This is a genomic window from Falsiroseomonas ponticola (assembly GCF_016805305.1).
GTDB lineage: Bacteria > Pseudomonadota > Alphaproteobacteria > Acetobacterales > Acetobacteraceae > Falsiroseomonas > Falsiroseomonas ponticola.
In genome coordinates, this window is sequence record NZ_JAERQN010000015.1 from 76,632 (window position 1) to 99,559 (window position 22,928).

At 72.1% G+C, this 22,928-nt stretch carries 23 protein-coding genes; 11 read left to right on the plus strand and 12 right to left on the minus strand.

All coding sequences use genetic code 11. The annotated features are described in order from the left end of the window. The first annotated feature begins 3 nt into the window (after positions 1-3). The 6 genes from JJI54_RS28995 to chrA all read left to right on the plus strand — a co-directional run bounded on the left by JJI54_RS28995 (position 4) and on the right by chrA (position 7,538). Positions 4-609: a fumarate hydratase C-terminal domain-containing protein gene (locus JJI54_RS28995; RefSeq protein WP_203076917.1), complete on the plus strand. Its 606-nt coding sequence runs from the start codon at positions 4-6 to the stop codon at positions 607-609. Positions 610-754: 145 nt separating this feature from the next. After that, positions 755-2,491, plus strand: a complete 1,737-nt coding sequence (locus tag JJI54_RS29000) for an L-aspartate oxidase (protein ID WP_203076918.1) — start codon at positions 755-757, stop codon at positions 2,489-2,491. Positions 2,492-2,584: 93 nt separating this feature from the next. Next, positions 2,585-3,142, plus strand: coding sequence for a ferritin-like domain-containing protein (locus JJI54_RS29005; RefSeq protein WP_203076919.1), 558 nt, complete (start codon positions 2,585-2,587; stop codon positions 3,140-3,142). Between the two features lie 129 nt (positions 3,143-3,271). Beyond that, positions 3,272-5,248, plus strand: coding sequence for a methyl-accepting chemotaxis protein (locus JJI54_RS29010; RefSeq protein WP_203076920.1), 1,977 nt, complete (start codon positions 3,272-3,274; stop codon positions 5,246-5,248). 131 nt (positions 5,249-5,379) lie between these two features. After that, positions 5,380-6,195 carry a chromate resistance protein ChrB domain-containing protein gene (locus tag JJI54_RS29015; RefSeq protein ID WP_203076921.1) on the plus strand — a complete coding sequence of 272 codons (816 nt, stop codon included), beginning with the start codon at positions 5,380-5,382 and terminating at the stop codon, positions 6,193-6,195. Beyond that, the gene (gene chrA / locus JJI54_RS29020) at positions 6,195-7,538 is read left to right on the plus strand and encodes a chromate efflux transporter (protein WP_226382216.1); all 1,344 of its coding nucleotides are present in this window, start codon (positions 6,195-6,197) and stop codon (positions 7,536-7,538) included. The genes JJI54_RS29015 and chrA overlap by 1 nt, the downstream gene beginning before the upstream one ends. A gap of 6 nt (positions 7,539-7,544) precedes the next feature. Here the strand turns inward: chrA and JJI54_RS29025 are convergent, their stop codons facing one another. After that, the gene (locus JJI54_RS29025) at positions 7,545-8,153 is read right to left on the minus strand and encodes a histidine phosphatase family protein (protein ID WP_203076922.1); all 609 of its coding nucleotides are present in this window, start codon (positions 8,151-8,153) and stop codon (positions 7,545-7,547) included. Further along, positions 8,153-9,265: a Kelch repeat-containing protein gene (locus tag JJI54_RS29030; protein WP_203076923.1), complete on the minus strand. Its 1,113-nt coding sequence runs from the start codon at positions 9,263-9,265 to the stop codon at positions 8,153-8,155. Before JJI54_RS29030 ends, JJI54_RS29025 begins: the two co-directional genes overlap by 1 nt. Before the next feature lie 173 nt (positions 9,266-9,438). Between JJI54_RS29030 and JJI54_RS29035 the strand changes: the two genes are divergently transcribed. The 3 genes from JJI54_RS29035 to JJI54_RS33060 all read left to right on the plus strand — a co-directional run bounded on the left by JJI54_RS29035 (position 9,439) and on the right by JJI54_RS33060 (position 12,000). Continuing rightward, a complete protein-coding gene (locus JJI54_RS29035; RefSeq protein WP_203076924.1) occupies positions 9,439-9,777 on the plus strand; it encodes a YMGG-like glycine zipper-containing protein in 339 nt (112 codons plus the stop codon). Between the two features lie 97 nt (positions 9,778-9,874). After that, positions 9,875-10,717, plus strand: a complete 843-nt coding sequence (locus tag JJI54_RS29040; protein ID WP_203076925.1) for a PstS family phosphate ABC transporter substrate-binding protein — start codon at positions 9,875-9,877, stop codon at positions 10,715-10,717. Continuing rightward, positions 10,714-12,000: a sensor histidine kinase gene (locus JJI54_RS33060; RefSeq protein ID WP_203076926.1), complete on the plus strand. Its 1,287-nt coding sequence runs from the start codon at positions 10,714-10,716 to the stop codon at positions 11,998-12,000. Before JJI54_RS29040 ends, JJI54_RS33060 begins: the two co-directional genes overlap by 4 nt. Positions 12,001-12,003: 3 nt before the next feature. Here the strand turns inward: JJI54_RS33060 and JJI54_RS29050 are convergent, their stop codons facing one another. The 5 genes from JJI54_RS29050 to msrA all read right to left on the minus strand — a co-directional run bounded on the left by JJI54_RS29050 (position 12,004) and on the right by msrA (position 15,937). Further along, positions 12,004-12,954 carry a sterol desaturase family protein gene (locus JJI54_RS29050; protein WP_203076927.1) on the minus strand — a complete coding sequence of 317 codons (951 nt, stop codon included), beginning with the start codon at positions 12,952-12,954 and terminating at the stop codon, positions 12,004-12,006. Then, on the minus strand, positions 12,954-13,709 hold the full coding sequence (locus JJI54_RS29055; RefSeq protein WP_203076928.1) for a polysaccharide deacetylase family protein: 756 nt from the start codon (positions 13,707-13,709) through the stop codon (positions 12,954-12,956). The genes JJI54_RS29050 and JJI54_RS29055 overlap by 1 nt, the downstream gene beginning before the upstream one ends. Next, the gene (locus JJI54_RS29060; protein WP_318987606.1) at positions 13,706-14,815 is read right to left on the minus strand and encodes a YVTN family beta-propeller repeat protein; all 1,110 of its coding nucleotides are present in this window, start codon (positions 14,813-14,815) and stop codon (positions 13,706-13,708) included. The genes JJI54_RS29055 and JJI54_RS29060 overlap by 4 nt, the downstream gene beginning before the upstream one ends. A gap of 86 nt (positions 14,816-14,901) precedes the next feature. After that, positions 14,902-15,363: a peptide-methionine (R)-S-oxide reductase MsrB gene (gene msrB, locus JJI54_RS29065; protein ID WP_203076929.1), complete on the minus strand. Its 462-nt coding sequence runs from the start codon at positions 15,361-15,363 to the stop codon at positions 14,902-14,904. A gap of 16 nt (positions 15,364-15,379) precedes the next feature. Then, positions 15,380-15,937: a peptide-methionine (S)-S-oxide reductase MsrA gene (msrA, locus tag JJI54_RS29070; RefSeq protein ID WP_203076930.1), complete on the minus strand. Its 558-nt coding sequence runs from the start codon at positions 15,935-15,937 to the stop codon at positions 15,380-15,382. Positions 15,938-16,053: 116 nt separating this feature from the next. Between msrA and JJI54_RS29075 the strand changes: the two genes are divergently transcribed. Beyond that, positions 16,054-17,094 (plus strand): serine hydrolase domain-containing protein, encoded by a 1,041-nt coding sequence (locus JJI54_RS29075; RefSeq protein ID WP_203076931.1) that lies wholly within the window; start codon positions 16,054-16,056, stop codon positions 17,092-17,094. On the opposite strand, the gene JJI54_RS29080 is transcribed toward JJI54_RS29075, so the two are convergent. From JJI54_RS29080 to JJI54_RS29100, 5 genes are all read right to left on the minus strand, one after another. Next, a complete protein-coding gene (locus tag JJI54_RS29080; protein WP_203076932.1) occupies positions 17,095-17,766 on the minus strand; it encodes a lipid-binding SYLF domain-containing protein in 672 nt (223 codons plus the stop codon). 90 nt (positions 17,767-17,856) lie between these two features. Continuing rightward, the gene (locus tag JJI54_RS29085; protein WP_203076933.1) at positions 17,857-18,492 is read right to left on the minus strand and encodes a hypothetical protein; all 636 of its coding nucleotides are present in this window, start codon (positions 18,490-18,492) and stop codon (positions 17,857-17,859) included. Between the two features lie 125 nt (positions 18,493-18,617). After that, positions 18,618-18,911, minus strand: coding sequence for a RusA family crossover junction endodeoxyribonuclease (locus JJI54_RS29090; protein ID WP_203076934.1), 294 nt, complete (start codon positions 18,909-18,911; stop codon positions 18,618-18,620). A 9-nt stretch (positions 18,912-18,920) separates the two neighbouring features. Beyond that, entirely contained in the window at positions 18,921-20,255 is a 1,335-nt protein-coding gene (locus JJI54_RS29095; RefSeq protein WP_203076935.1) for an acetyl-CoA hydrolase/transferase family protein, read from the minus strand. A gap of 81 nt (positions 20,256-20,336) precedes the next feature. Continuing rightward, the gene (locus JJI54_RS29100; protein ID WP_203076936.1) at positions 20,337-21,683 is read right to left on the minus strand and encodes an RtcB family protein; all 1,347 of its coding nucleotides are present in this window, start codon (positions 21,681-21,683) and stop codon (positions 20,337-20,339) included. A 179-nt stretch (positions 21,684-21,862) separates the two neighbouring features. On the opposite strand from JJI54_RS29100, the gene JJI54_RS29105 reads away from it, so the two are divergent. Next, the gene (locus JJI54_RS29105; protein ID WP_203076937.1) at positions 21,863-22,927 is read left to right on the plus strand and encodes an isocitrate/isopropylmalate dehydrogenase family protein; all 1,065 of its coding nucleotides are present in this window, start codon (positions 21,863-21,865) and stop codon (positions 22,925-22,927) included. Position 22,928 lies beyond the last annotated feature (1 nt).

Consider the following 22,928-nt stretch of genomic DNA (forward strand, 5'->3'; position numbering starts at 1 on the left):
GCCATGCATCACACGCTGCACATGCCCTGCACCGAGGCCGATATCCGCAAGCTGCGCATCGGTGATCACGTCACGCTGCAGGACACGCTGTTCGGCATCCGCGATGCCACGCAGATCCACATGTTCGACCATGGCCGCCGCACGCGCTTCGACCTGCGCGGCCATGCCGTCATCCACACCGCCCCCAATGTCCGCAAGATGGACAAGCGCGGCACCAATGACAGCGGCTACGAGGCCGTCTGCATCGGCACCACCACCAGCGACCGCATGGAACGCTTCACCCGCCCGCTGATGGAGCGCGAGGGCGTGCGCATCATCATCGGCAAGGGCGGGCTGCGGGAGGACTCGCAACAGGCCTTCGCCGATCTGGGCGGCGTCTACCTCGCCATCATCGGCGGCACCGCGGCGCTGGAGACGACCTGGATCGAGGCGATCGAGGATGTTGACCTCGACGACCTCAACCCCGAAAGCCTGTGGCGCTTCCGAATCCGTGACTTCGGCCCCCTGCTGGTGGCCATGGACAGCCACGGCGGAAGCCTGTTCGCTGAGGTGCAGCGGAAGGTGCAGGATCGTCGCGCCGCCGTGCTCGCCAAGCTGGGGGTAGCATGATCGCCATCGTCGTCGTCGCCGTGGGTGTCCTGGTCGCCGTTCTCGTCGGCGCTTCCGACAGCCGATCCCAACCGCTGCCGCAGAACCCGCCCACGACGCAGGAGGATTGCGGCTGCGGCGTGCCGTCCTCCCCCCGAGGGCCGCGATGACCCGGCTGCGCCACCAGACCACCGACATCCTCGTCCTCGGCTCCGGCGGCGCCGGGCTGCTCGGCGCGCTGCATGCCAAGGCCGGCGCCCCTGACCTGCGCGTCACCGTCGCGGTGAAGGGCCTGCTCGGCAAATCAGGCTGCACCCGCATGGTCCAGGGCGGCTACAACGTCGCCCTCGCCGCCGCGGACAGCGCCGAGCGCCATTTCATGGACACGCTCGACGGCGGAAAATGGCTGAACGACCAGGACCTCGCCTGGACGCTCGTCACGGTGGCGCAGCAGCGGATCCGGGAGCTGGAGAACCGCTGGGGCTGCTTCTTCGACCGCAACCCCGACGGCACCATCCACCAGAAGGCCTTCGCCGGCCAGACCTTCGACCGCACCGTCCACAAGGGCGACCTGACCGGCATCGAGATCATCAACCGCCTGGCCGAGCAGAGCTGGGCCAGGGGGATCGAGCGGCTGGAGGAACACCGCGCCCTCGCCCTGATCCCCGCGAAGGACGGGTCGCGCATCAGCGGCGTGCTGCTGATCGATATCCGGTCGGGCGACTACGTCCTGGTGCGCGCCAAGGCCGTGCTGCTCGGCACCGGCGGCGGGCCGACCATGTACACCTACCACACCCCCTCCGGCGACAAATCCTGCGACGGCATGGCCATGGCACTCCGCGCCGGCCTCAGGCTTCGCGACATGGAGATGGTGCAGTTCCACCCGACCGGCGTCCTCGCCGGCCCCGGCACCCGCATGACCGGCACGATCATCGAGGAAGGGCTGCGCGGTTCCGGCGGTTTTCTCCTCGGTGGCGACGGCGAGCGCTTCATGCACAAGTATGACCCGCGCGGCGAACGAGCCACCCGCGACATCGTCAGCCGCGCGATGTACCGGGAGATGCTCTCGAAAAACACGAACGAGCATGGCGGCCTCTACATCGCCATGGCGCATCTCGGCCCCGATCGCGTGCGGCGCGAATTCAAGGGCATGGTGGAACGCTGCGCGGATATGGGCTTCGACCTCGCCGGCGGCCGCGTCCCCGTGGTGCCCACCGCGCACTACATGATGGGCGGCGTCGTGTTCCGCCCCGATGGCAGCACGGATCTCCCGGGCCTCTTCGCGGCCGGGGAGGATACCGGCGGCGTCCATGGCGCGAACCGGCTGGGTGGCAACGGCGTCGCCAACTCCACCGTCTTCGGCGGCATCGCCGGCGACAGCATGGCCGGCTGGGTGCCCCGCCACGGCGCCTTCGAGGACCCCTGCCCCGCCGCGCTCGACGCCGCCATCGCGCTGGCCGAAGCCCCCTTCGCGAAACCCGCCCGCAGCCTGACGCCGATCCGCGACGCGCTGCACAGGCTGATGTGGGACAAGGCCGGCATCCTGCGCGACGAGGCCGGGCTCACCGAGGCCGCTAGCGGCCTCGATGCGCTGGAGGCGGAGCTGGACGCCACCGGCATCGCGGATGGCGCGCGGGGCTTCGACCTCGCCTGGCAGGAATGGCTCAACCTGCGCTCCCTGCTGCTGGTCAGCCGCGCCATCGTAACCGCCGCCGCCGCGCGCCGGGAAAGCCGCGGCGCCCATTTCCGGGAGGATTTCCCGCAGACCGAAAGCGACAGCGCCGGCCTCAGCGCCACCATCACCCGGCTCGGCGCCGATCGCCGCATCGTGCTGGATTGGCAGCCCGTCGCCTTCAGCCGCATCCGCCCCGGCGAGAGCCTGCTGCCCGCCGCCGCCGAATAGTCACGCCGCACACGGCAACCGGCGCGGGCCCCGCCCCGTTCCTCTGCCAGCGCCGCCCCGTCGGGCGGCCCGGTACGAAGGGGTATTCAAGCCATGGACGACATTTCCAAGCTGATGATCGACCAGCTCAAGGACGCCTACAGCGCCGAACGCCAGGCGCTGCGGGCCATGCCGAAGATGATGAAGAACGCGACGCATCCCGCGCTGAAGGAATGCATCCAGATGCACATGGAGCAGACCGAGGGCCAGGTGGAGCGCATCGAGCAGGCGCTCGAGATGGTCGGCGGCAAGCCCGGCCGGAAGGTGTGCGAGGCGATGCGCGGCCTGGTCGAGGAAGCGACGCATGAGATGGAGGAGAATGACCGGGGCGAGATGATGGACGTCCTCATCATCGCCGCCGCGCAGCGCATCGAGCATTACGAGATCGCGGCCTACGGCACGATGGTCACGCTCGCCAAGGCCGCCGGCCAGGCGCCGCTCGCCGAGCTTCTCGCCCAGACCCTGGCCGAGGAGAAGGAGACCGACCAGAAGCTGACCGAGGTCGCGGAGTCGGAGGTCAACCCCGCCTTCATCCGCATGGCGCAGGGCGGCGAGGAGGCGGAATCCGCCAACGAGAACCGGAAGTCCGGCGGCCGCCGCAAGGCTTCCTGACCCGGAACCCCCGCCGGGCGCGCGCCCGGCGGGGACCTTCCCGCGGGGGCAAGGTCCCCCATTCACCCTCCGGTAGCCTCGCCCCCCGTATCATGACGCCCCCGTGTTCATCCGGGCGTTCAAGGGGTCATGATGCTGAATTCCATCCGCTGGCGCATCGCGCTCGCCACCGCCGGCGTCGGCATGTTCGTCTCGGTCGCCTTCGGCATCACGGTCGCCATGCGCGACCAGGCCTCGAGCCAGGAGATGGTGGCCCGCACCCTCGCCAGCGGCAAGGAAGCCTTCTTCGACGCGATCGAGGGCGAGCTGCGTTCCGGCGCCGTGGTGGCCGAAAGCCTCGCCGCCCTGCCCAGCGTCCAGCAGGCCGCCGCGGCCGGGGACCGCGCCGGGCTGCTCGCCCTGCTGCGGGATGCCGATGCCACGCTGCAGACGCGCAACCAGCGCCTCAACATCCATCGCGCCCCGGGCATCGCCTTCCTGCGCGTCTGGCGGCCGGAGCAGTTCGGCGACGACCTCCGCGCCCGCCGCGCCACCGTGGTGCGCGCGCTGGAATCGGGGCGCACGGTCAGCGGGCTCGAAACCGGCGTCCAGCCGAACGATGTCAGCCTTTTCAGCACGGCGCCGGTCCGCCATGCCGGCCAGGTCGTGGCCGTGGTCGATGTCGCGGGCTCGCTCAACGTCGATCGCCTAAAGGCCATCGGCAGCGACCTCGGCCTCGACATCAGCGTGCTGCGCGCGCTGGACCAGCGCCTGGTGCCGGTCGCCTCCACCCTCTCCGGCGTCGATGCGGCGCTGACGCCGCTGCGCGGCGCCGCGCTGGCCGGCGGCATCGCCAGCGACACGCAGGATCGCAACGGCCGCGCCGTCTCCGTGATGGTGGCGCCGCTGCGGGACGTGCAGGACCGCATCATCGGCCTGGTGGAGCTGACCTACGACCTCTCCGCCGTGGCGGCCGACCGGCAGCGCGCGCTGCTAACGGTGGGGCTGGTCGCGGCCCTGCTCGTGCTGCTCTCCGGCGCCGCGGGGCTGCTGGTGGCGCGCACCCTCTCCGGCCCCGTGCTGCGCCTGACCGGGGCGATGGAGAAGCTCGCCGCCGGGGACCGCGAAAGCCCCATCCCCGGCACCGCCCGCCGGGACGAGATCGGCGCCATGGCCCGCAGCGTGGAGGTCTTCCGCGAGGGGATGGAGGAGGCGGAGCGCCTGCGCGGCGAACAGCGCCAGGCCGCCGCGCGGATCGAGGCCGCGCGCCGCTCCACGCTGACCGGCGTGGCGGATGAGCTGGAAGCGCAGTTCGGCACGGTGGCGGAAGCGCTGGGCCGCGCGGCCGGCGGGCTGCAGGGCGCGGCGGCGGAGATGACGGATGCCGCCGGCGGCGCGGCGCAGGAAGCCGCGACCGCCGCCGGCGCCGCCACCGCCACCGCCGGCAATGTCGGCACCGTCGCCGCCGCCACCGAGGAACTCTCCGCCAGCATCGAGGAGATCACGCGCCAGGCGACGGAAGCCGCGCGCGTCACGACCCAGGCGGCGACGCAATCCCGCGATGGCGGCGCCGCCACGCGCGGCCTGGCCGATGCGGCGGAACGGATCGGGGAGGTGGTGCGCCTGATCAACGACATCGCCGGCCAGACCAACCTCCTCGCCCTCAATGCGACCATCGAGGCCGCCCGCGCCGGGGAGGCCGGCAAGGGCTTCGCCGTGGTGGCGCAGGAGGTGAAGGCCCTCGCCGCCCAGACCGCCAAGGCGACGGAGGAGATCGGCGCCCAGATCGGCGCGATGCGCGACGCCGCCACCACCGTGGTCGGCGTGGTCGGCGCCATCGGCGGCACCATCGCGACGCTGGAGGAGATCACCGCCGGCATCGCCAGCGCCGTGCAGGAACAGGGCTCCGCGACGCAGGAGATCGCCCGCGCGGTCAGCGAGGCCGCGGGCGGCACGGATACCGTCTCCATCGCCGCCGGGCAGGTCTCCGCCCGGGTGGAGACGACGCGCGCCGGCGCCGCCGGGCTGCGCGCCGTGGCGGATGACATCGCGGGCCATGGCGGCACGCTGCAGCGCGGGCTGGTGGAGGTGGTGCGCAAGCTGCGCCAGCAGGCCGAGGCCGCCTGACCCGCGCGCCAGCCCCGGCGGGTTGACAGCCGCGCCCCCGCTTCTGCATGAGGGGCGCGGAGGGGCCCGCCGCGATCGCCCCGTGAGGCTTCGGCCCAAGCATCGCGTCCACTCGCTATGGATGGACGCCCATGTCGCACCCCGCCTCGACCACCGTGCAGCAGCTGGGCCGGCAGATCGGCCTGCCCGATGCGCCCCTCATCCTCGATGTGCGGCTGGCGGAGGATGCGGGCGACGACCCGCGCCTGCTGCCGGCCAGCGACAGCCGCCCGGCCGCGGAGGTGGCGGCCTGGGGCCCCGGCCTGCGGGGGCGGGACGTCGTCGTGGTCTGCCAGCGCGGCCTCAAGCTCAGCGAGGGTGTCGCCGCCTGGCTGCGGCATGAAGGCGCGCGCGCGGCGGTGCTGGAAGGCGGCTTCGCGGCCTGGCGCGATGCGCGCCTGCCGCTGCTGGAACCCGCCGCCATCCCGCCGCGGGATGCGCAGCGCCGCACCGTCTGGGTGACGCGCGCGCGCCCCAAGGTGGACCGCATCGCCTGCCCCTGGCTGATCCGCCGCTTCATCGACCCCGCCGCCGTCTTCCTCTTCGTCGCGGCCTCGCAGGTGGAGGCGGTGGCGGAGCGCTTCGGCGCCACCCCCTTCGACATCGAGGGCGTCTTCTGGACCCATCGCGGCGATGGCTGCACCTTCGACACGATGCTGGAGGAATTCGGCCTGCGCACGCCCACCCTGGAACGCCTGGCGCTGCTGGTGCGCGGCGCCGATACGGCGCGGCCGGACCTGGCGCCGCAGGCGGCCGGGCTGCTCGCCGCCTCGCTCGGCCTGTCGCGGCTGCACCAGGACGATCTCCGGCAGCTGGAAGCCGGATTGTCACTCTACGATGCCTTCCATCTCTGGTGCCGCGATGCGACGGAGGAGGTGCACAACTGGCCGGCCTCGGGATTCCGCTGATGGACACGCCCCGGATGGAGACGCAGGCGAACCCCCTGCCCACGCTGCGCGATGCCGCCCCCGTCTGGTGGCGCATCGGCCTGCTGAGCTTCGGCGGCCCCGCCGCGCAGATCGCGCTGATGCACCGGGAGGTGGTGGAGCAGCGCCGCTGGATCTCCGACGCCCGTTTCCTGCACGCGCTGAATTTCTGCATGCTGCTGCCGGGGCCGGAGGCGCAGCAGCTCGCGACCTATCTCGGCTGGCTGATGCATGGGGTGAAGGGCGGGCTGCTGGCGGGGCTCGCCTTCATCCTGCCTGGCGTGGCGGTGATGCTGGCGCTCACCATGCTCTACGCCACGCTGGGCGACGTGCCGCTGGTGGGGGCGCTGTTCTTCGGCCTGAAATGCGCCGTGCTGGTGCTGGTGGTGGAAGCGCTGATCCGCGTCGCGCGGCGGGCGCTGAAGGGGGCCATCGCCTGGGCCCTGGCGGCGGCGGCCTTCCTCGCCCTCTTCGCCTTCGACGTGCCCTTCCCCGTGGTGGTGCTGGCGGCGGGGCTGGTCGGCTACGCGCTGCCGCATGCCTTCGCCGGCGGCGGGCACGGCGCCGCGAAGGAAGGGCCGCCCGCGGCGCTGGATGCGGTGATCGCCGCCGATCCCGGCCGCATCCCCGCCATGGCCGCCACGGCGCGCCGCGCGGGGCTGGTGGCGGTGGCGCTCTGGGTCTGGCCGGTCGCCATGCTGATGGGCGCGGGCACCTTCGGCGACATCGCCTGGTTCTTCGCCAAGATGGCCGTCGTCACCTTCGGCGGCGCCTATGCGGTGCTGGCCTATGTCGCGCAGGAAGCGGTGGAGTTCTACGGCTGGCTTTCCGCCGCCGACATGCTGGCGGGGCTGGGCCTCGCGGAGACGACGCCCGGCCCGCTGATCCTGGTCCTGCAATTCGTGGGCTTCCTGGCCGCGTTCCGGGAGGGGGGGATCGCCGGCGGCACGGCGGGCGCGCTGCTGACCATCTGGGTCACCTTCGCCCCCTGCTTCGCCTTCATCTTCCTGGGCGCCCCCTTCGTGGAGACGCTGCACGCCAACCCCCGCCTGAAGGGCGCGCTGGCCGGCGTGACGGCGGCGGTGGTGGGCGTGATCGCGAACCTCGCTTTGTGGTTCTCGCTGCGCGTCATCTTCGCGCGGGTGGAGAAGGTGGCGATCGGCCCCGCGGTGCTGGACGTGCCGGACCCGCTGAGCCTGGTGCCGGATGCGGCGGCGCTCAGCGCCCTGGCGGCCGTCTGCCTCTTCGTCCTCCAGCTCGGCGTGGTGCGGACGCTGGCGGTGACGGCGGCGGCCGGCTTCGCGGCCCGCACGCTGCTGGGGTGAAGGACGCTACGGGGGTAGCGTCTCCGCCGCCAGGATGCCCATCAGCCGTCCCGCGCCCTCCCCGGGCGCGAAGATGGCGAGGCTGCCTTCCGGATATTCCGCCTGCGCCAGCCCGCGCCCCAGCACCATGCCGAGCGGCACGATGTGGCCGACCAGGATGTCCGTGGCGTTCGGGGATGAGGGCCGCCCCGTCCGCGCCCGGAGCCAGGCGATCTGCCGGGCGAGCTGCGCGGGGTCGGGCGTGTAGTCATCCGCCGTCAGCATCGGCTCCACCACCGTGGCGTGGCCGAAGGCGAGTTCCGCCGTGTCCCGCGCCCGGAAGACCGGGCTGGCCAGCACCTGGCCCAGCGGCACGCCGAGCGCCGCCAGCGCCCGGCCCGTGCGGCGCGACTGCTCCCGCCCCGCCTCGCTCAGGTTGCGCTGGCCGGCGCGGTTGGAGAGGTCCCCGGTATCGACCTGGCTACGGTCGGTGATGCCGTGCCGCATGACGACGACGACGCCCCCGGCCCGCAGCGCGGCGACCAGCGCGCGCGCGGCGTCGCCCTGCGCGGTGGCGGCCATGGCGGGCCGCGCCAGCAGGATCGCGGGCGCGGCGAGGAGATGGCGGCGCCGCATCAGCCGAGCGTGAAGGCCTCGTGCACCGCCGTCTTGATGCCGCCGCCCACCACCGGGCCACCGCCCGCGACATAGATGAAGTCGCCGATCGTCACCGCGCCCATGCCGTGCCGCGGCGTCGGCATCGGCGCGTGGTGCTGCCAGGTGTCGGTGGCGGGGTCGTAGCTTTCCATCTGGCCATGCACCTGGCCGGTCAGCTCCCGGTTCACGAAGACCCCGCTCTCGCCCCCCATGGCGAAGAAGCGGCCGCGATACACCACCAGCCCATGGCCGGAGCGCGGCGTCGGCAGGGGGGATCGCGTCGTCCACTGGTCCGCCGCCGGGTCGTACACATGGTGCAGGCCGGTGTTGTACTCGAAGGTGTTGAAGCGGCCGCCGACGATGTGGATCAGGCCGTTATGGACGACCACGCCCGCATGGTCCCGCGCGCCGGGCAGCGCCTTGCGCCGCTCCCACCGGTCCGTCTGCGGGTCATAGACCTCATGCCAGCCGACCGAGGCGCGTTCCGTGTCGGGGTTGGAGGCCCCGCCGATGTGGTGGATCTTCCCCCCCACCGCCGCCAGCGCGCCCGCGCCGCGCGGCCGCGGCATGTCCGCGATCCGGTCCCAGCGATCCGCCGCCACGTCATAGGCGAAGGCCAGCACGTCCGCGTCCCGGTTCTGCGCGCTGAAGCCGCCGAAGGCGTAGATCTTCCCGGCATGGGCGACGACGCCCACATGGTTGGCGCCGCGCGGCAGCCGCGCCTTCTCCACCCAGCTGTTGGTCGCGGGGTCGAAGACGTGGTGGTAGCTGTTGTTGACCATCTGCTCGGCATAGCCGCCGATGACGTGCAGCTTGTTGTCCCACTCCGCCGCCCAGGCCATCTCGGTGCGCGGCAGGGGCAGGGTGGCGCGTTCCACCCAGCGGCCGGGCGGGCCGGCCGGGGCGGGGCTGTCCACGAAGCGCTGCGCGTATTGCGCCGGCGTCAGCGTCACGGGGCCCGGCCCCCGCAGCGGCGCCATGCGGTCGGACGGGATCGGCAGGCCGTGATGCGGCGCCGCCTGCTGCGCCCGCGCCACGCCGGCGCCCCCGAGAATGGCGGCCGCGCCGCCCAGAACAGCCCTGCGGTTCATGCCCGAATCCCCCTGCGAATGAATCCCACATAGCGAAGGGATGACCGCGCTGAAAGGTGCAATCGTTTGTCGCCGCGTTCCGCGCGCGGGCGCACGCCCCCGGAACCATCGCCGCCCGGGATCGCTGATGCGCCGGGGCCCCCGCCGGCTCCCTTCCTGCCCGGAGCCCGCCCATGCGCCGCCCTGCCCTCCTCCTCCTGCCCCTGCTGCTGCTGGCGGCCTGTTCGGACCCGAATGACCGCAACCAGCGCGCGCTGACCGGCGCGGCGATCGGCACCGGCGCCGGCGCGCTGATCGGCTCCGTCACCGGCAGCGCGGGGCGCGGCGCGCTGATCGGCGGGGCGCTCGGCACCCTGGCCGGGGCGCTGACGCCGCCCCCGGCGCCGGAGGCGATCCCGCCCGACCCGCGCCTGGCCCAGCCCTACGATCCCCGCTACGGCGGCTGGTACGACCAGTACGGGGATTGGCACCCGGGCGCGCCACCCCAGGGCTACCAGCCCAACTACAAATAGGCCCCCCGAAACAGGCCGCGCGGCGGTCCTTGCGCCATCGCGCTAACTGGCCGGCAATGCGCAGCGGTTCTAGTGTCGGGTGGAGGACCCCGCCACCATGCTGCCCCGCCGCGCCCTGCCGGCCCTGATCGCCGCCCTGGCCACGCCCGGTGCCGCCGCCCGGGCGGAAGCGGGCCGGCTGCGCATCGGCGGCACCGGCATGGCGCTGGCCACCATCCGGCACCTCGGCGACCGCTTCGCCGCACGCCACCCCGGCCTGGCCTTCGACATCCTGCCGAGCCTCGGCACCGGCGGCGGCATCCGCGCCCTGCTGGCCCGCGCCATCGAGATCGGCCTGCTCGCCCGCCCCCTGCTGGCGGAGGAAGCGGCCCAGGGCCTGCGCGCCAGCCCCCTGGCCCGCACCCCCATCGCCATCGTCACCGGGAGTTCCCCTGGCAACGCCCCCGCCGCGGCCGATGCCCAGGGCATGACGCTGCCGCGCCTGGCCGCCGTGCTGCGGGGGGAGGTCACCACCTGGCCGGATGGCGCGCGCCTCCGCCTGGTGCGGCGGGAGGCCTCGGACGCCGATTGGCTGCTGCTGGCCAGCCTGTCGCCGGAGATGGAGCGCAGCGTCGCCGCCGCGCATCGCCGCCCCGGCCTCGTGACCGTCGGCACGGACCAGGAGAATGCGGAGGCGCTGCAGACCATGGCCGGCTCCCTCGGCCTGATGTCGATCGGCCAGCTGCGGGCGGAGGCGCTGCGCCTGCATCCCCTGCCGCTGGATGGCGTGGCGCCGGACATCGCGGCGGTGGAGGCCGGGCGCTACCCCCTCTCTCGCACGCTGCACACCGCCTGGCTGGGGCAGCCCGCGCCCGCCGCGGCCGCCTTCCTCGACTTCCTCGCGGGGGCGGAAGCGCGGGCGATGCTCGCCGGCCTCGGATACGGCCCGCCGGTTCCGTGAACAGCCCCGACACCGGCCGCATCGACCCCCGCCTGGTGCGGGTCATCACGGCGCTCGCCCTCACCGTCTCGCTGCTCATCATGGTGGCGCTGCCCGCGGCCTATTTCGTCGCCGCCCGCGTCGCCGTCACCGCGCGGCTGGAAGCGCGGGCGGAATCGGCGGCCGCGATCATGACGGAGTTCGTCACCCGCAACCCGGACCACTGGGTGTTCGAGAATGCGCGCATCCGCGGCCGCCTGGCCCCCTTCGCCGAAGCGGCGCAGCCCAAGGAATGGCGCGTGCTCGACCGGGCCGGCAACGTCGCCGCCACGCTCGGCCCCCCGGCCGCCCGCCCCGCCCTGACCGTCAGCGTGCCCATCCACGATTCCGGCGTGGTGGCCGGGTCGGTGCAGGTCAGCCGCTCCATGCAGGACATCGTGGGCTGGACCAGCTTCCTCGCGGTCATCGGCATCGCGCTGGCCGGCGGGTCCTTCATCATGCTGCGGTCGCTGCCGCTGCGCCTGCTGGCGGAATCCATGGGCCGCCTGGCGAAGGCGGAGGCGATGGAGCGCGAGCGCGCCGCGCAGCTCGCCCAGGCCTCCAAGCTCGCCCAGCTCGGCGAATTGGCGACGGGCATGGCGCATGAGCTGAACCAGCCGCTGACAGCCATCACGCTGGCCGCGCAGAACGCGCTGCGGCAGCTGGACCGGGGCCCGCTGGAGCCGCCCGCCATGGCCGCGCGGCTGGAGCGGATCCTGACCATGGCGCGCCGCGCCTCCACCGTCATCGACCACATGCGCGTCTTCGGCCGCATGGGCGGGGAGGCCAATGGCCCCGTCTGCATCGCCGCCGTGGTGCGCGGCGCGCGGGACCTGCTGGCCTTCAAGCTGGAACGCCACCATGTGCGGGTGCAGGACACGCTGGCGGCCGACCTGCCGCCGGTGCTGGGCCAGGCCATCCCGCTGGAACAGGTGCTGGTCAACCTGATCGCCAATGCCTGCGACGCCTATGGGGAGGCGGCGGAGGGCGCGGCCCCGCGCCTGGTCACCATCGCCGCGGCCGTGGCCGGGGACCGGCTGGCGCTGACGGTGCACGATGCCGCGGGCGGCATCCCGCCCGAGATCCTGCCCCGCATCTTCGCGCCCTTCTTCACGACCAAGCCGGTCGGCCAGGGCACGGGGCTCGGCCTGTCGATCAGCTACGGCATCGTCAACGACATGGGCGGCGCGCTGACCGTGCAGTCCGAAGGCGGCACCACGATCTTCACCGTCAGCCTGCCCCTCGCCCCCCGGCCGGGCGCCTGAGCGTCAGGCGTCCCGCCCCCGCAGCGCGCGGATCAGGCGCCGCGTGCCCTCCACCTGCTGGCGCAGCCAGCCGCCCGAGACCAGCGCCGCGGGGGCGGAGGGATCGCCCGTGCGGGGGTAGCGCGCCCGGTCGAAATCCGCCGTGCCGAAGATCCAGTCCCAGACCGGCAGCAGCACCGCGTAGTTCTTGCCCGAGGCCCCGGCCGAGAGCAGCCCGTGATGCAGCCGGTGGAAACGGGGCGAGACCAGCAGCCTTTCCCCCACCCGCCCGAAATCGAGCCGCACATTGGCATGCGACAGGCTCTCCCCCAGCCGCAGCACCAGCAGGATGACGGGGAACTGTCCGGGCGGCACGCCGATCGCCACCGCGATCACGCCGAACCAGGCGGCGGCGATGACATCGTCCAGGATGTGGTTCCGGTCATCCGTCCAGAAGGTCATCTGCGTCTGGGCGTGGTGCACGGAATGCAGCGCCCACCACCAGCCGAAGGTATGCTGGAAGCGGTGGCGCCAGTATTCGCCGAAATCCAGGATGACGATGTAGATCAGCAGCGCCAGCAGCGGGTATTCGCGCAAGCCGGGGAAGGTGCTCTCCAGCGTCGGCGGCACCCAGCCGCTATCGGCGATCAGCCCCTCGATCCGCACCTGCACCGCCGCGAACAGCACGAAGGCCAGCAAAGGCAGGATGCCGAGGCGCGACAGCAGCGTATAGACCACGTCGGTCCGCACCGCGCGCCCATCCGGCCAGCGCTCCACCGGGCGCCAGGCCTCCAGCGGCCGGCAGACCGTATAGACCACGGCGATGCCGAGCAGCCCGAAGACGAAGAAGTCGAGCCAGTGGAAGGCTTCCTCCGCCCAGTCCATCAGGCCGAGCGCGTACATGGCGGGCTGCACCGCTTCCTCGAACAGCCAGCCGGTGAACAGGCCGTAGGTATCGGCCAGCCAGTCGATCATCACGCCCTTCCCTCGGCCGGCAGCGCCTCGAAGCAGAGGCCACGCGCCATCAGGCCGGTGATCAGTTCCTCCAGGATGCCGGCGAAGGGTTCCCGCCGGCTGCGCACGCCCCAATGCATCACCAGCACCTCCCCGGGCTGGATCGCCGCCAGGTTCCGGCGCAGCAGCGCGGCGTTGGGGTGGGCGGCGCTGTCGAGTTCATCGCCCAGGAATCCGTTGCGGGTCCAGCCCTGGTGGCGCAGCCCGCAGGCCGCCGCCATGCGCACGGCATTCGGCGTGGTGATGCCCCCGGGCGCCCGCCACAGCGGCAGCACCCGGGCTTCGGGGGCGAACCGGCGCAGCGCCTCGATCGGCCGCGCCAGCTCGGCGCAGAGGGCCTGCTGGTCCAGCACCTCCTGCCCCTCGTTCCGGCGGGACCGGAAGGTGGTCCGCCCCGGCCCCGGATCGCCCGAGAAATACCAGTGCCGCCAGGTATGGCTGGCGAAGGCATGGCCCTCCGCCACCCGGGCGCGCCAGAAGGGCGCCCAGCTGTCGGACAGCGTGCGGTCGCCGCGGAAGGTCGGCTCATCGGCGATGAACAGCGTCGTCGTCACGGCATGGCGGCGCAGGATCGCCGCGATCGCCTCCGCCTCCCGGCTCCAGCCCGTGTCGATGGTCAGGAAGACGGGCCCGCGGCAGCCCTGCGGCGCGCGCTGCGCCAGGGCGGGCGCGGCCAGCAGGCAGGCACCGGCCGCCAGAAGGCCGCGGCGCCTCACGGCGTGCGGCGCAGCGCCGCGGGGATGGCCGGCGCGGCGGGGATGCTGCCCGGCGTGATCCCGGCCGGCGCCGGCGCGCCCGCCAGGGGCCGGCGCGGCAGCGGTGCCGGCAGCGGCCGGCTGCCGGATGTGGCGCCCGGCATGGAGAAGGCGAAATCCCCCCCGATCCCGTCCCGCCGCGGCTTGAAGAAGATGCCATGCGGGGACCGGCCGACGCGCACCGTCTCCCACGTCTCGCCCCGCGGATCGAGCACGGCGATCCGCCCCACCCAGCGCAGCGTCATCCAGACCCGGCCCTCCGGGTCGAAGGTCAGGCAGTCCGGCCCGCCGGAGACGGCCCAGGTGCGGCGCACCGTCAGCGTCGCGGGATCGACCTCCGCCACCCGGCTGTCCACCCGGCTGGTGGCGAAGAGGCTGCGCCCGTCCGGGGAGGGGAAGATGGTGTGCGCGCCCCGCCCCAGGGTGAAGGCGTGCCGCACCTCCCGCGTCGTCGGGTCGAGCGTGACGAAATGGTCGCTGCCCATGATGCCGACGATCAGCCTGCCGCGGTGCCAGATGATGCCCGCGGGCTCCGGCCCCACTTCCTGCGTCCAGAGATGGGTGCGCGTCGCCATGTCGAAGGCCGCGACGGCGCGGTCCCCCTGCATGGTCACGAAGACCGTGCGGCTGTCCGGGCTGAAGGCGACGTGGGAGGGCTTGTCCCCGGGCCGGAAGCGATGGACCAGCTCCAGGGTCTGCGCATCCAGGATATCCACCTGGTCCCGCCGCAGGCTGGCGATCACCAGGTACTTGCCGTCCGGGCTGTATTCCAGGTGGTAGGGGTTGGAGATGCGGGCGCGGCGCAGCACCTCCCCCGTCTCCGGCTTCACGAAGAAGACCTCGTTCCCCCCGGAATCCGCGATGACGAGTTCCGACCCGTCCGGCGTCAGCACCATGTGGTGCGGCTCCCGCAGCACGGGAATCCGCCGCACTTCCTGCCGGCTGGCGGCATCGAGCACGGTGATCGAGGCCTCCCCCGAATTGATCACATAGACCAGATCGGCCCGCGCCGCCGGCGCGAAGGCCAGCAGGATCGGCAGGACCAGGGAAGGAAGGCGCCAGGACACGTGGGCAGACTTTCGGGTGGCCGTGTGGTGCCCCAAAATCGGGGCGGGCCACCCGAATGTCCAGCAGCCCTGAGGCTAAACTAAGGTCATTCCGCCGCAGGCTTTTCCGCCGCCGCCGCCGGCGTTTCCCCCGGCCGGAAGGCCAGGGAAACCCCGTTCATGCAGTAGCGCTCCCCGGTCGGCGGGGGGCCGTCCGGGAAGACATGGCCGAGGTGCCCGCCGCAATTGGCGCAATGCACCTCCGTCCGCACCATGAAGAAGCTGCGGTCGGTGGTGGTGGCGATGCCGCCGGGCAGCGGGCGGAAGAAGCTCGGCCAGCCGGTCCCGGATTCGAACTTGGTGCCGGCGTCGAACAGCTCATGCCCGCAGGCGGCGCAGGCGAAGATGCCGGGCCGCTTCTCCCCGTTCAGCGGGCTGGTGCCCGGCCGTTCCGTGCCGTGGCCGCGCAGCACGCGGAAGGCCTCCGGGGAGAGGATGGCCCGCCATTCGGCCTCCGTCTTCTCCACGGGGAAGGATTCGGTCGGCTTGGTCTTGCCGAAGATGGACATTTCTTCTGGTTCTCCTTCAGGCCGCGGCCGACTTCAGGCGATCCGCGAAGGTCTTGCGGAACTTCGCGACCTTCGGCGCCACCACCACCCGGCAATAGCCGGACCAGGGGTTGCGCGCGAAGTAGTCCTGGTGCTCGGCCTCCCCCGGCCAGTAGTGCTGGAAGGGCACCACCTCCGTCACCACCGGGCCGGGATAGAGCCGCGCGGCATCGATCTCCGCGATGACCTGCCGCGCCGTCGCCTCCTGCTCCGGGCTGTGGAACAGGATGATGCTGCGGTACTGCGGCCCGACATCGTTGCCCTGGCGGTCCTTGGTCGTCGGGTCATGCAGCGTGAAGAACATCCGCAGCAGATCGGCGTAGGAGAGGATGGCGGGGTCGAAGACCACCTGCACCACCTCCGCATGCCCGGTCTTCTTGCCGCAGACTTCCTCGTAGCTCGGGTTGGCGACATGGCCGCCCGAATAGCCGGAATGGACGCTGCTGACGCCGTTGAGGTGCCGCAGCGCGCCCTCGATGCACCAGAAGCAGCCGCCGCCCAGCGTCGCCGTTTCCGTCGTTGCCATTGGGGCCATGGTCTCTCTCCTCATGTTGCGAGCGAATGTGGGCATTTCGCCGCCCGGTGTCAGGGGGTTATGGCCCCCTTCGCCGGGGGGTTCCGCTCCCGCCGCAGGGCGGGCACCCTGCGCCCATGACCGAACCCTCGCTGTCCGATGCCGTCGCCTTCGCCCAGGCGCATGAATCCCCCTTCCCCCGCGACCTGCGCGCGCATCTGGAGGCCGGCCATTTCGACCCGCCCCCCCACAACGCCGTCATCGGCCCCGTCTTCCCCCGCGGCGCCCCCAACGGCCTGATCGAGCAGGGCGGCCGCCGCCTGGCCGCCTGGGGCGATACCCGCCAGGCCGACATGACCTTCAGCGTGGCGAAATCCTACCTCAGCCTGCTGGCCGGCATCGCCCATGGCGACGGCCTGCTGCCGGACCTGGACGAGCCCGTCCGCCACCGCGTCCGGGATGGCGGCTTCGAGAGCGACCAGAACGCCAACATCACCTGGCGGCACCTCCTCACCAACACCTCGGAGTGGGAGGGCGAGCTCTTCGGCAAGTCGGACCAGATCGACCGCGGCCGCGACCTGGCGCGGGAAGGCGCCGGCCCCAAGGGCATCGCCCGCCCCCTGCAGGCGCCCGGCAGCTACTGGGAATACAACGACGTCCGCGTGAACCGCCTGTCCCTGTCGCTCCTGCACCTGTTCCGCCGGCCGCTGCCGGAGGTTTTCGCGGAGCGGATCATGGACCCGATCGGCGGCAGCCGGGACTGGGTCTGGTACCCCTATGACAATGCCTGGGTGGAGGTGGATGGCCGCCGCCTCCCCTCCGTCCCCGGCGGCACGCATTGGGGCGGCGGCATGCGGATCGGCGCGGAGGACCAGGCCCTGGTCGGCCGCTTGGTGCTGAATGACGGGGTCTGGGCCGGCCGCCGCATCCTGCCCGCGGGCTGGGTGAAGCAATCCCTCGCCCCCTGCCCGCTCAACCCCAGCTACGGCTTCCTCTGGTGGCTGAACGGCGCCAACCGCTGGCCCGGCGCGCCGGCCGACAGCGTCTTCGCCATGGGCGCGGGCGGGAACGTGACCTGGATGTGGCCCAACGCCGATGTCGTGGCGGTGCTGCGCTGGGTGAACCCCGAGAAGGTGGGCGAATTCTGCGGGATGGTGGCCAGGGCCCTGAGCCGCTGATCAGTCCGGCCTGATGCGCGTGATCTTGGTCCCCTCCAGGCTCAAGGTCGCCATCAGCCCCTGCTGGCCGAAGGTCACGGAATAGACGGACTGGCTCATGGTGGAGGAGGTCAGGCTGCCCGCCATGCCGGCATCCAGCGCCACCACCGACGGGCCCGTGCCGATCTCCCACCCCTCCGTCCGGCGGAAGAAGTCGAAGGCGGCGTCCGTCATGAAGAACATCGCCAGCCCATAGGCCTGGGCGCCGATCTGCAACCCGAAGCTGGCGCCCGCGAAATTGTAGTAGCCGAGGTGGGACCAGGGCTCCGGCGCCGGGGTCTCGACGCGGCTGGCGGGCGGCACGGGGACGGGCGGCGCCAGCGGCGTGCCGGGCGGCTGGGGCGGCGGCAGCGGCGCGGGCACACGCTCCACCCGCGCATGCGGCGCGCCGCCGGCATAGAGCACGCCATTGCCGTATTGCCCGCCGATCGCGAAGCCCGCGCGGATGATGCGCGGGAAGATCAGGATCGCGCGCGCATTCTCCGACAGCACCCGCGTCGCCTCCCCCTCCCGCATCCGCCGGAGCGCGGGGGCGGCGAGGTCATCGATCTCCCGCCGCGTCACCGCCCGGGCGGGCAGCGGCATCAGGGGAAGCGCTGCGAGCGGCAGCAGGTGGCGGCGGCGGATGGGCACGGGCGTATCCTTCGGGGTTGCAACCATTCTGGCCCCGAAGCGTGGCGATGCGGTGGCGGGTTTCCTCACGAAGGCGGGAGGGGATCGGGCCTATTGCCGCTCCACCTGCGCCAGCAATCCCCGCGCGCCCCGCAGCAGGGCCCGGACCTCCGCCGCATCCGCGTCACCGGCCACCGCCCGCTGGCGGAGCGCGCCGGCGTCGCGCACCAGGGCGCCCTCCTCCGCATCGATGATGCCGAGCGTCACCAGGTCACGCGCCAGGCGTGCCGCCGATTTGTCGCCGGCGAAGCGATCCCTTCCTTCCGCCAGGGCGAGCATGGCTTCCTCGATGGCATTCACGAGCCAGATCACCGCGGTGCCCGGCAGGTCGAGGTCGAGGTAGCGCTCGGCCTGGGCGAGCAGGTCCTCGGCCATGCGTCGCCGCCGTGCCGAGGCGCGCAACGGCGGCTGGACCGCAACCAGTTCGAAGCGCCAGCCGGGCTCCTGCGCCACGCGTTCCGCCACCGCGGTCAATTCATTGGCGCCCGGCACCAGGTCGCTGCGCTTGACCTCGACCACGACGCGGTCGGCGTCGCTTTCCGCGATCAGGTCAGGGACGAAGCCGTCCAGGAAGGCGGGCACAGGCTGTCCGCGCCCTGGCCGCGTCACGCGGTAGCCCTGGCGCAGGTAGCGCCGGGCCACGGCATTCACGGCGGAACGGCCTGCCGGGTCATGGCTCGTGCTCATCGCAGCAGATCCCTCCTCGGCACATGAAGCATGACGCGGACCCAGACGAATTCCCGCCCGAGGCTCAGCGCGCCCGCCACCACGGGCGGCATATGGCGCACCACGTAGCGGCCATCAATGTCGCATCATTCGACATGCAAGTGCTTGATCTGCCGATCATTATCGTAGGCGATGCCCTGCATGGCGTCGCAGATCGGCTTGGCCATGTTGTCCCGGTCGCGTGACGCGCGCTCGCTGAACTCGCTGATCAGCACGTCGATGTCGCCTTGCAGGGGCGGCCTGCCTGCCGGCCAGGCCGCCCGCGCCGCATCGCCCACCCGCGCCTTCCAGGCCGCAAGCCGCGCCGCGTTCCGGGCGTGGGCCGACAGCGCCGGGCCGGGAAGCTGGAACTCGAAGGCGGGCCGCGCGAGGAGGTTCACGCCCTGTCCCTACAGGTAATGCCGCGGCACCAGCCCCTTCGCCCGCGCCTCCCGCGCCAGCCCCTCCCGGTAATCCGGATGCGCCAGGCCGATCACCGCCTTCGCGCGCTCCGCCACCGAACGCCCCTTGAGGTTCGCGATCCCGTATTCCGTGACCACATACATCATGTCCGACCGCGGCGTGGTCACCACATTGCCCGCCGTCAGCTCCATCACCACGCGGCTCCGCCGCTCGCCCCGCTTCTCATAGGTCGAGGCCAGGCAGATGAAGCTCTTCCCGCCCTTCGAGGCATAGGCCCCGCGCACGAATTGCAGCTGCCCGCCGGTGCCGCTGATGTGGCGATGGCCATCGCTTTCCGATGACGCCTGGCCCTGCAGATCGATCTGCGTCGTGTTGTTGATGGCGATCGCCTTCGGGTTCCGCGCGATCACGTCCGGCATGTTGGTGAAGTCCACGGGATGGCAGACGAAATCCGCATTGTCCGTGACGGTGTCGTAGAGCGTCCTGGTCCCCAGCGCGAAGCTGTAGGCGACGCGCCCGGGATCCGTCGCCTTCCGCGCCCCCGTCACCAGCCCCGCGCGGTACAGCGCCACCAGCCCGTCATTCAGCATCTCGCTATGGATGCCGAGGTCCTTCACGCCGGCCTCCAGCAGCAGCGAGCACACCGCATTGGGCATGCCGCCGATGCCGATCTGCAGGCAGGCGCCATCCTCCACCTCCTGCGCGATCAGGCGGGCGACGGCGCGGTCCACCTCGGTCGGCACGGTGTTCGGCAATTCGGGTGTGGGCGTCGCATCGCCCTCGATCAGGTAGTCCACCTCCGTCGCATGCACGCGCACATCGCTGCCATGGACGCGCGGCAGCGATGGCGTGACCTCCAGCACGATGGTCTTCGCGCGCTCCATCACCGCGCGATGCCAGAGGCTGGTGGGGCCGAGATTGAAGAACCCATCGCCATCCGCTGGCGTCGCCTTGATGACGGCGATATCCACGCGGTCGATGAAGCGGCGGTAGTAGTCCGGGATCTCGCCGAGGTTGCAGGGGATGTAGTGCGTCCGCCCCGCATCATGCATGCGCCGGTCATAGCCGGAGAAATGCCAGTTGAAGATGGTGAAGACCCGGCCTTCGGGATCGGCCTCCAGCACCGCGCGGGGGCGCATGGACAGGCAGTTGCGGATGGTGATGTCGCGCAGCTCGCCCACGCGCAACGCCAGCGCGCGGTCGAAGGCATCGGGCTGGCTGAAGGTGATGCCGTAGTCCAGCACGTCGCCGGGCTTCACCAGCGCCGCGGCCTCTCCGGCGGTGATCATCCGGGCGCCGCCCGGGTTGCGCGAATGCGGCATCGTTGTCCTCCTGATGCCGAACCTAGGCCGGGGCCCGGACAGCGCCAAGGGCGGCGAGGCTTCCCCCGCCGCCCCCGGCCCTCAGTCCTTGAAGGGGTCGAACTCCCCCTCCCCGGCCATGGCCACCGCGAAGGGCCGCAGGCGGTGGCGCACCACCACCGTGCCCGCGTGATGGGCCAGCACGTCGGGCAGGCGGCGATAGGCCATCGGGCTCTCGTCCAGCTCGCCGCCGGAGAGCAGCACGCCGCGCTCCTTCAGCCAGGCCTCCATCTGCGCCTGGGTGAAGCGGCGCCTGGCCTCGCGCCGGCCGAAGACGCGCCCGGCACCATGGATGGTGGAATAGAGCGCGGTGCGGGACGCCTCGCTCTCCACCCCCTCCACGATCACCGCGTCATCGCCCATGGAGCCGCCGACGAAGCCGCGCTGGCCCGGGAAGGCCGGCGTCGCGCCCTTCCGCACGACCCAGAGCGCGCGGCCGCCATGCTCCTCCCGCCAGGCGTAGTTGTGGTGGTTGTGGACGCTGTCCGTCACCGCGCCGCCGATGATCCGGCGCACGCGCTCCACCACCCATTCACGCCCGGCATAGGCATAGCGCCCCGCCAGTTCCATCGCGGCGAGATACCGCGCGCCGAGTTCGCCATCCTCCGCCACCACGGTCGGCGGCACATGCATCCCATCCTTCCCGCCGGCGAGCTTGAGGAAATGCGTCGCGCTGGTATGGCCGAGGCCGCGGCTGCCGAAATGCACCCCGATCCAGACGAAGCCCTCCTCGTCCCGCATCAGGTCCACATAATGGTTGCCGGAGCCCACGGTGCCGAGCTGCGCGGCCGCCTTCTGGCGGTAGTCGCGCATGCCCGAGGCCTCCCACGCCGCGTCGTCATCCAGCACGGCATGCTCCACCCGCTCCCCATTCGCGCGGCCGACGCCGAAGCTGACGGCCTTGCGGATGTCGGACAGGATCGCGGGCACCCGCGCCTCGATCGCCGCGAAGGGCGTGTCGAGCCGCACGGCCATGTTGCCGCAGCCGATGTCGAAGCCGACGCCGGAGATGCTGACCTGCCCCTCATAGGCGATCACGCCGCCGACCGGCTGCGCATAGCCGAGATGCCCATCCGCGCAGAGCACGCCGGCCACCGCCTGGCCCACGCGCATGCAGTTGCGCATCTGCCCGATCGTCGCTTCCTCATGCTCCCCGAAGATGCTCAGCGGTGAGTCGCGGAAGGCCGCCGGCTGCTCCGCGATGTTCAGCGCGGCCTCCGCCACACGCGCCTTGTTGCGCGCATCACGCGCGGCATCGCGGAACAGCGTCCAGGCCGGCATGGTCTTGCCGGGCTTCAGCGGGTTCTCCACGCGGGCTTCGGGATCCTGCCCGGCTTCCAGGGCCAGGGCGCGGGCGCGTTCCTCCAACGGGTCGGGACGGCGGGTCACGGTGGTGTTCCTTCGAGGTGATCGCAGGCCAGACCTTTCCGGCCTGCTGCTGCCGCACCAGCGGTGCGGGGCGCGCGCTCTACACGCGATGCGTCGCGCGATGCAACGAAAATCGTCGCCCGCATTCACAGCACCGCGCAACCGTCCTAGCCTTGCCGCAACCACCACAGGGAAACGCCATGCCCCGCTTCATCGTGCTGCCCGGCGACGGCATCGGGCCCGAGATCACGGAGGCGACGCTCGCCGTGCTGCGCGCCGCCGATGCGCGCTTCGGCCTCGACCTGCGCTTCGACCACCACGAGATCGGCCTGAAGACCCTGGCGAGCCAGGGCACCACGCTGCCGCCCTCCGTCATGGAGGCCGCGAAGTCCTGCGATGGCGTGATCCTCGGCCCCATCAGCCATCTCGACTACCCGACCAAGGACAAGGGCGGCATCAACGTCTCGGCGGCCTTCCGCGTCGGCATGGACCTCTACGCCAATGTCCGCCCCGCCCGCACCCGCCCCGGCCTCGGCCGCGGCCACCAGCCGCTGGACCTGGTGATCATGCGGGAGGCGACGGAGGGCTTCTACCCCGACCGCAACATGTTCATGGGCAGCGGGGAGTTCATGCCCACCCCCGATGTCGCGATCTCCATGCGCAAGCTCACGCGCCACGCCTGCATCCGCATCGCGGAGCGCGCCTTCGAACTCGCCCGCATCCGCCGCCGCAAGGTCACCGCCGTGCACAAGGCCAATACCTTCATCGTGACGGACGGCTTCTGGCTGCGCTGCGTGCGGGAGGTGGCGCAGCGCTTCCCCGACGTGGTGCTGGACGAGATCATCGTCGATGCCTGCGCCGCCATCCTGGTCCGCGACCCCCAGCGCTTCGACGTGCTGGTCGCCACCAACTTCCACGCCGACATCCTCTCCGACCTCGCCTCCGAACTCTCCGGCGGCCTCGGGCTCGCGGGCTCGACCAACGAGAACGAGGATCTCTGCTGCGCCCAGGCCCAGCATGGCAGCGCGCCGGATATCGCGGGGCAGGACAGGGCCAACCCCGTCTCCCTGATCCTCTCCGCCGCCATGCTCCTCGAATGGCATGAGAAGCGGCGCGGCAACGCGCAGGCCGGCGCCGCCGCGCGCGCCATCAACGCGGCGGTGGACTCGCTGCTGGCCGATCCCGCCACGCGCACCGTCGATCTCGGCGGTCCCCTGGGCACGCGGGCCTTCGGCCAGGCCCTCGCCGCCAGGCTGGAGGGCTGAG

What these genes read in the sequence shown, in the direction of transcription:
- JJI54_RS28995 (WP_203076917.1), top strand. Translation starts at nt 4, where the DNA reads ATGCATCACACGCTGCACATGCCCTGCACCGAGGCCGATATCCGCAAG.
- JJI54_RS29000 (WP_203076918.1), top strand. Translation starts at nt 755, where the DNA reads ATGACCCGGCTGCGCCACCAGACCACCGACATCCTCGTCCTCGGCTCC.
- JJI54_RS29005 (WP_203076919.1), top strand. Translation starts at nt 2,585, where the DNA reads ATGGACGACATTTCCAAGCTGATGATCGACCAGCTCAAGGACGCCTAC.
- JJI54_RS29010 (WP_203076920.1), top strand. Translation starts at nt 3,272, where the DNA reads ATGATGCTGAATTCCATCCGCTGGCGCATCGCGCTCGCCACCGCCGGC.
- JJI54_RS29015 (WP_203076921.1), top strand. Translation starts at nt 5,380, where the DNA reads ATGTCGCACCCCGCCTCGACCACCGTGCAGCAGCTGGGCCGGCAGATC.
- chrA (WP_226382216.1), top strand. Translation starts at nt 6,195, where the DNA reads ATGGACACGCCCCGGATGGAGACGCAGGCGAACCCCCTGCCCACGCTG.
- JJI54_RS29025 (WP_203076922.1), bottom strand. Translation starts at nt 8,153, where the DNA reads ATGCGGCGCCGCCATCTCCTCGCCGCGCCCGCGATCCTGCTGGCGCGG.
- JJI54_RS29030 (WP_203076923.1), bottom strand. Translation starts at nt 9,265, where the DNA reads ATGAACCGCAGGGCTGTTCTGGGCGGCGCGGCCGCCATTCTCGGGGGC.
- JJI54_RS29035 (WP_203076924.1), top strand. Translation starts at nt 9,439, where the DNA reads ATGCGCCGCCCTGCCCTCCTCCTCCTGCCCCTGCTGCTGCTGGCGGCC.
- JJI54_RS29040 (WP_203076925.1), top strand. Translation starts at nt 9,875, where the DNA reads ATGCTGCCCCGCCGCGCCCTGCCGGCCCTGATCGCCGCCCTGGCCACG.
- JJI54_RS29050 (WP_203076927.1), bottom strand. Translation starts at nt 12,954, where the DNA reads ATGATCGACTGGCTGGCCGATACCTACGGCCTGTTCACCGGCTGGCTG.
- msrB (WP_203076929.1), bottom strand. Translation starts at nt 15,363, where the DNA reads ATGTCCATCTTCGGCAAGACCAAGCCGACCGAATCCTTCCCCGTGGAG.
- msrA (WP_203076930.1), bottom strand. Translation starts at nt 15,937, where the DNA reads ATGGCCCCAATGGCAACGACGGAAACGGCGACGCTGGGCGGCGGCTGC.
- JJI54_RS29075 (WP_203076931.1), top strand. Translation starts at nt 16,054, where the DNA reads ATGACCGAACCCTCGCTGTCCGATGCCGTCGCCTTCGCCCAGGCGCAT.
- JJI54_RS29085 (WP_203076933.1), bottom strand. Translation starts at nt 18,492, where the DNA reads ATGAGCACGAGCCATGACCCGGCAGGCCGTTCCGCCGTGAATGCCGTG.
- JJI54_RS29095 (WP_203076935.1), bottom strand. Translation starts at nt 20,255, where the DNA reads ATGCCGCATTCGCGCAACCCGGGCGGCGCCCGGATGATCACCGCCGGA.
- JJI54_RS29105 (WP_203076937.1), top strand. Translation starts at nt 21,863, where the DNA reads ATGCCCCGCTTCATCGTGCTGCCCGGCGACGGCATCGGGCCCGAGATC.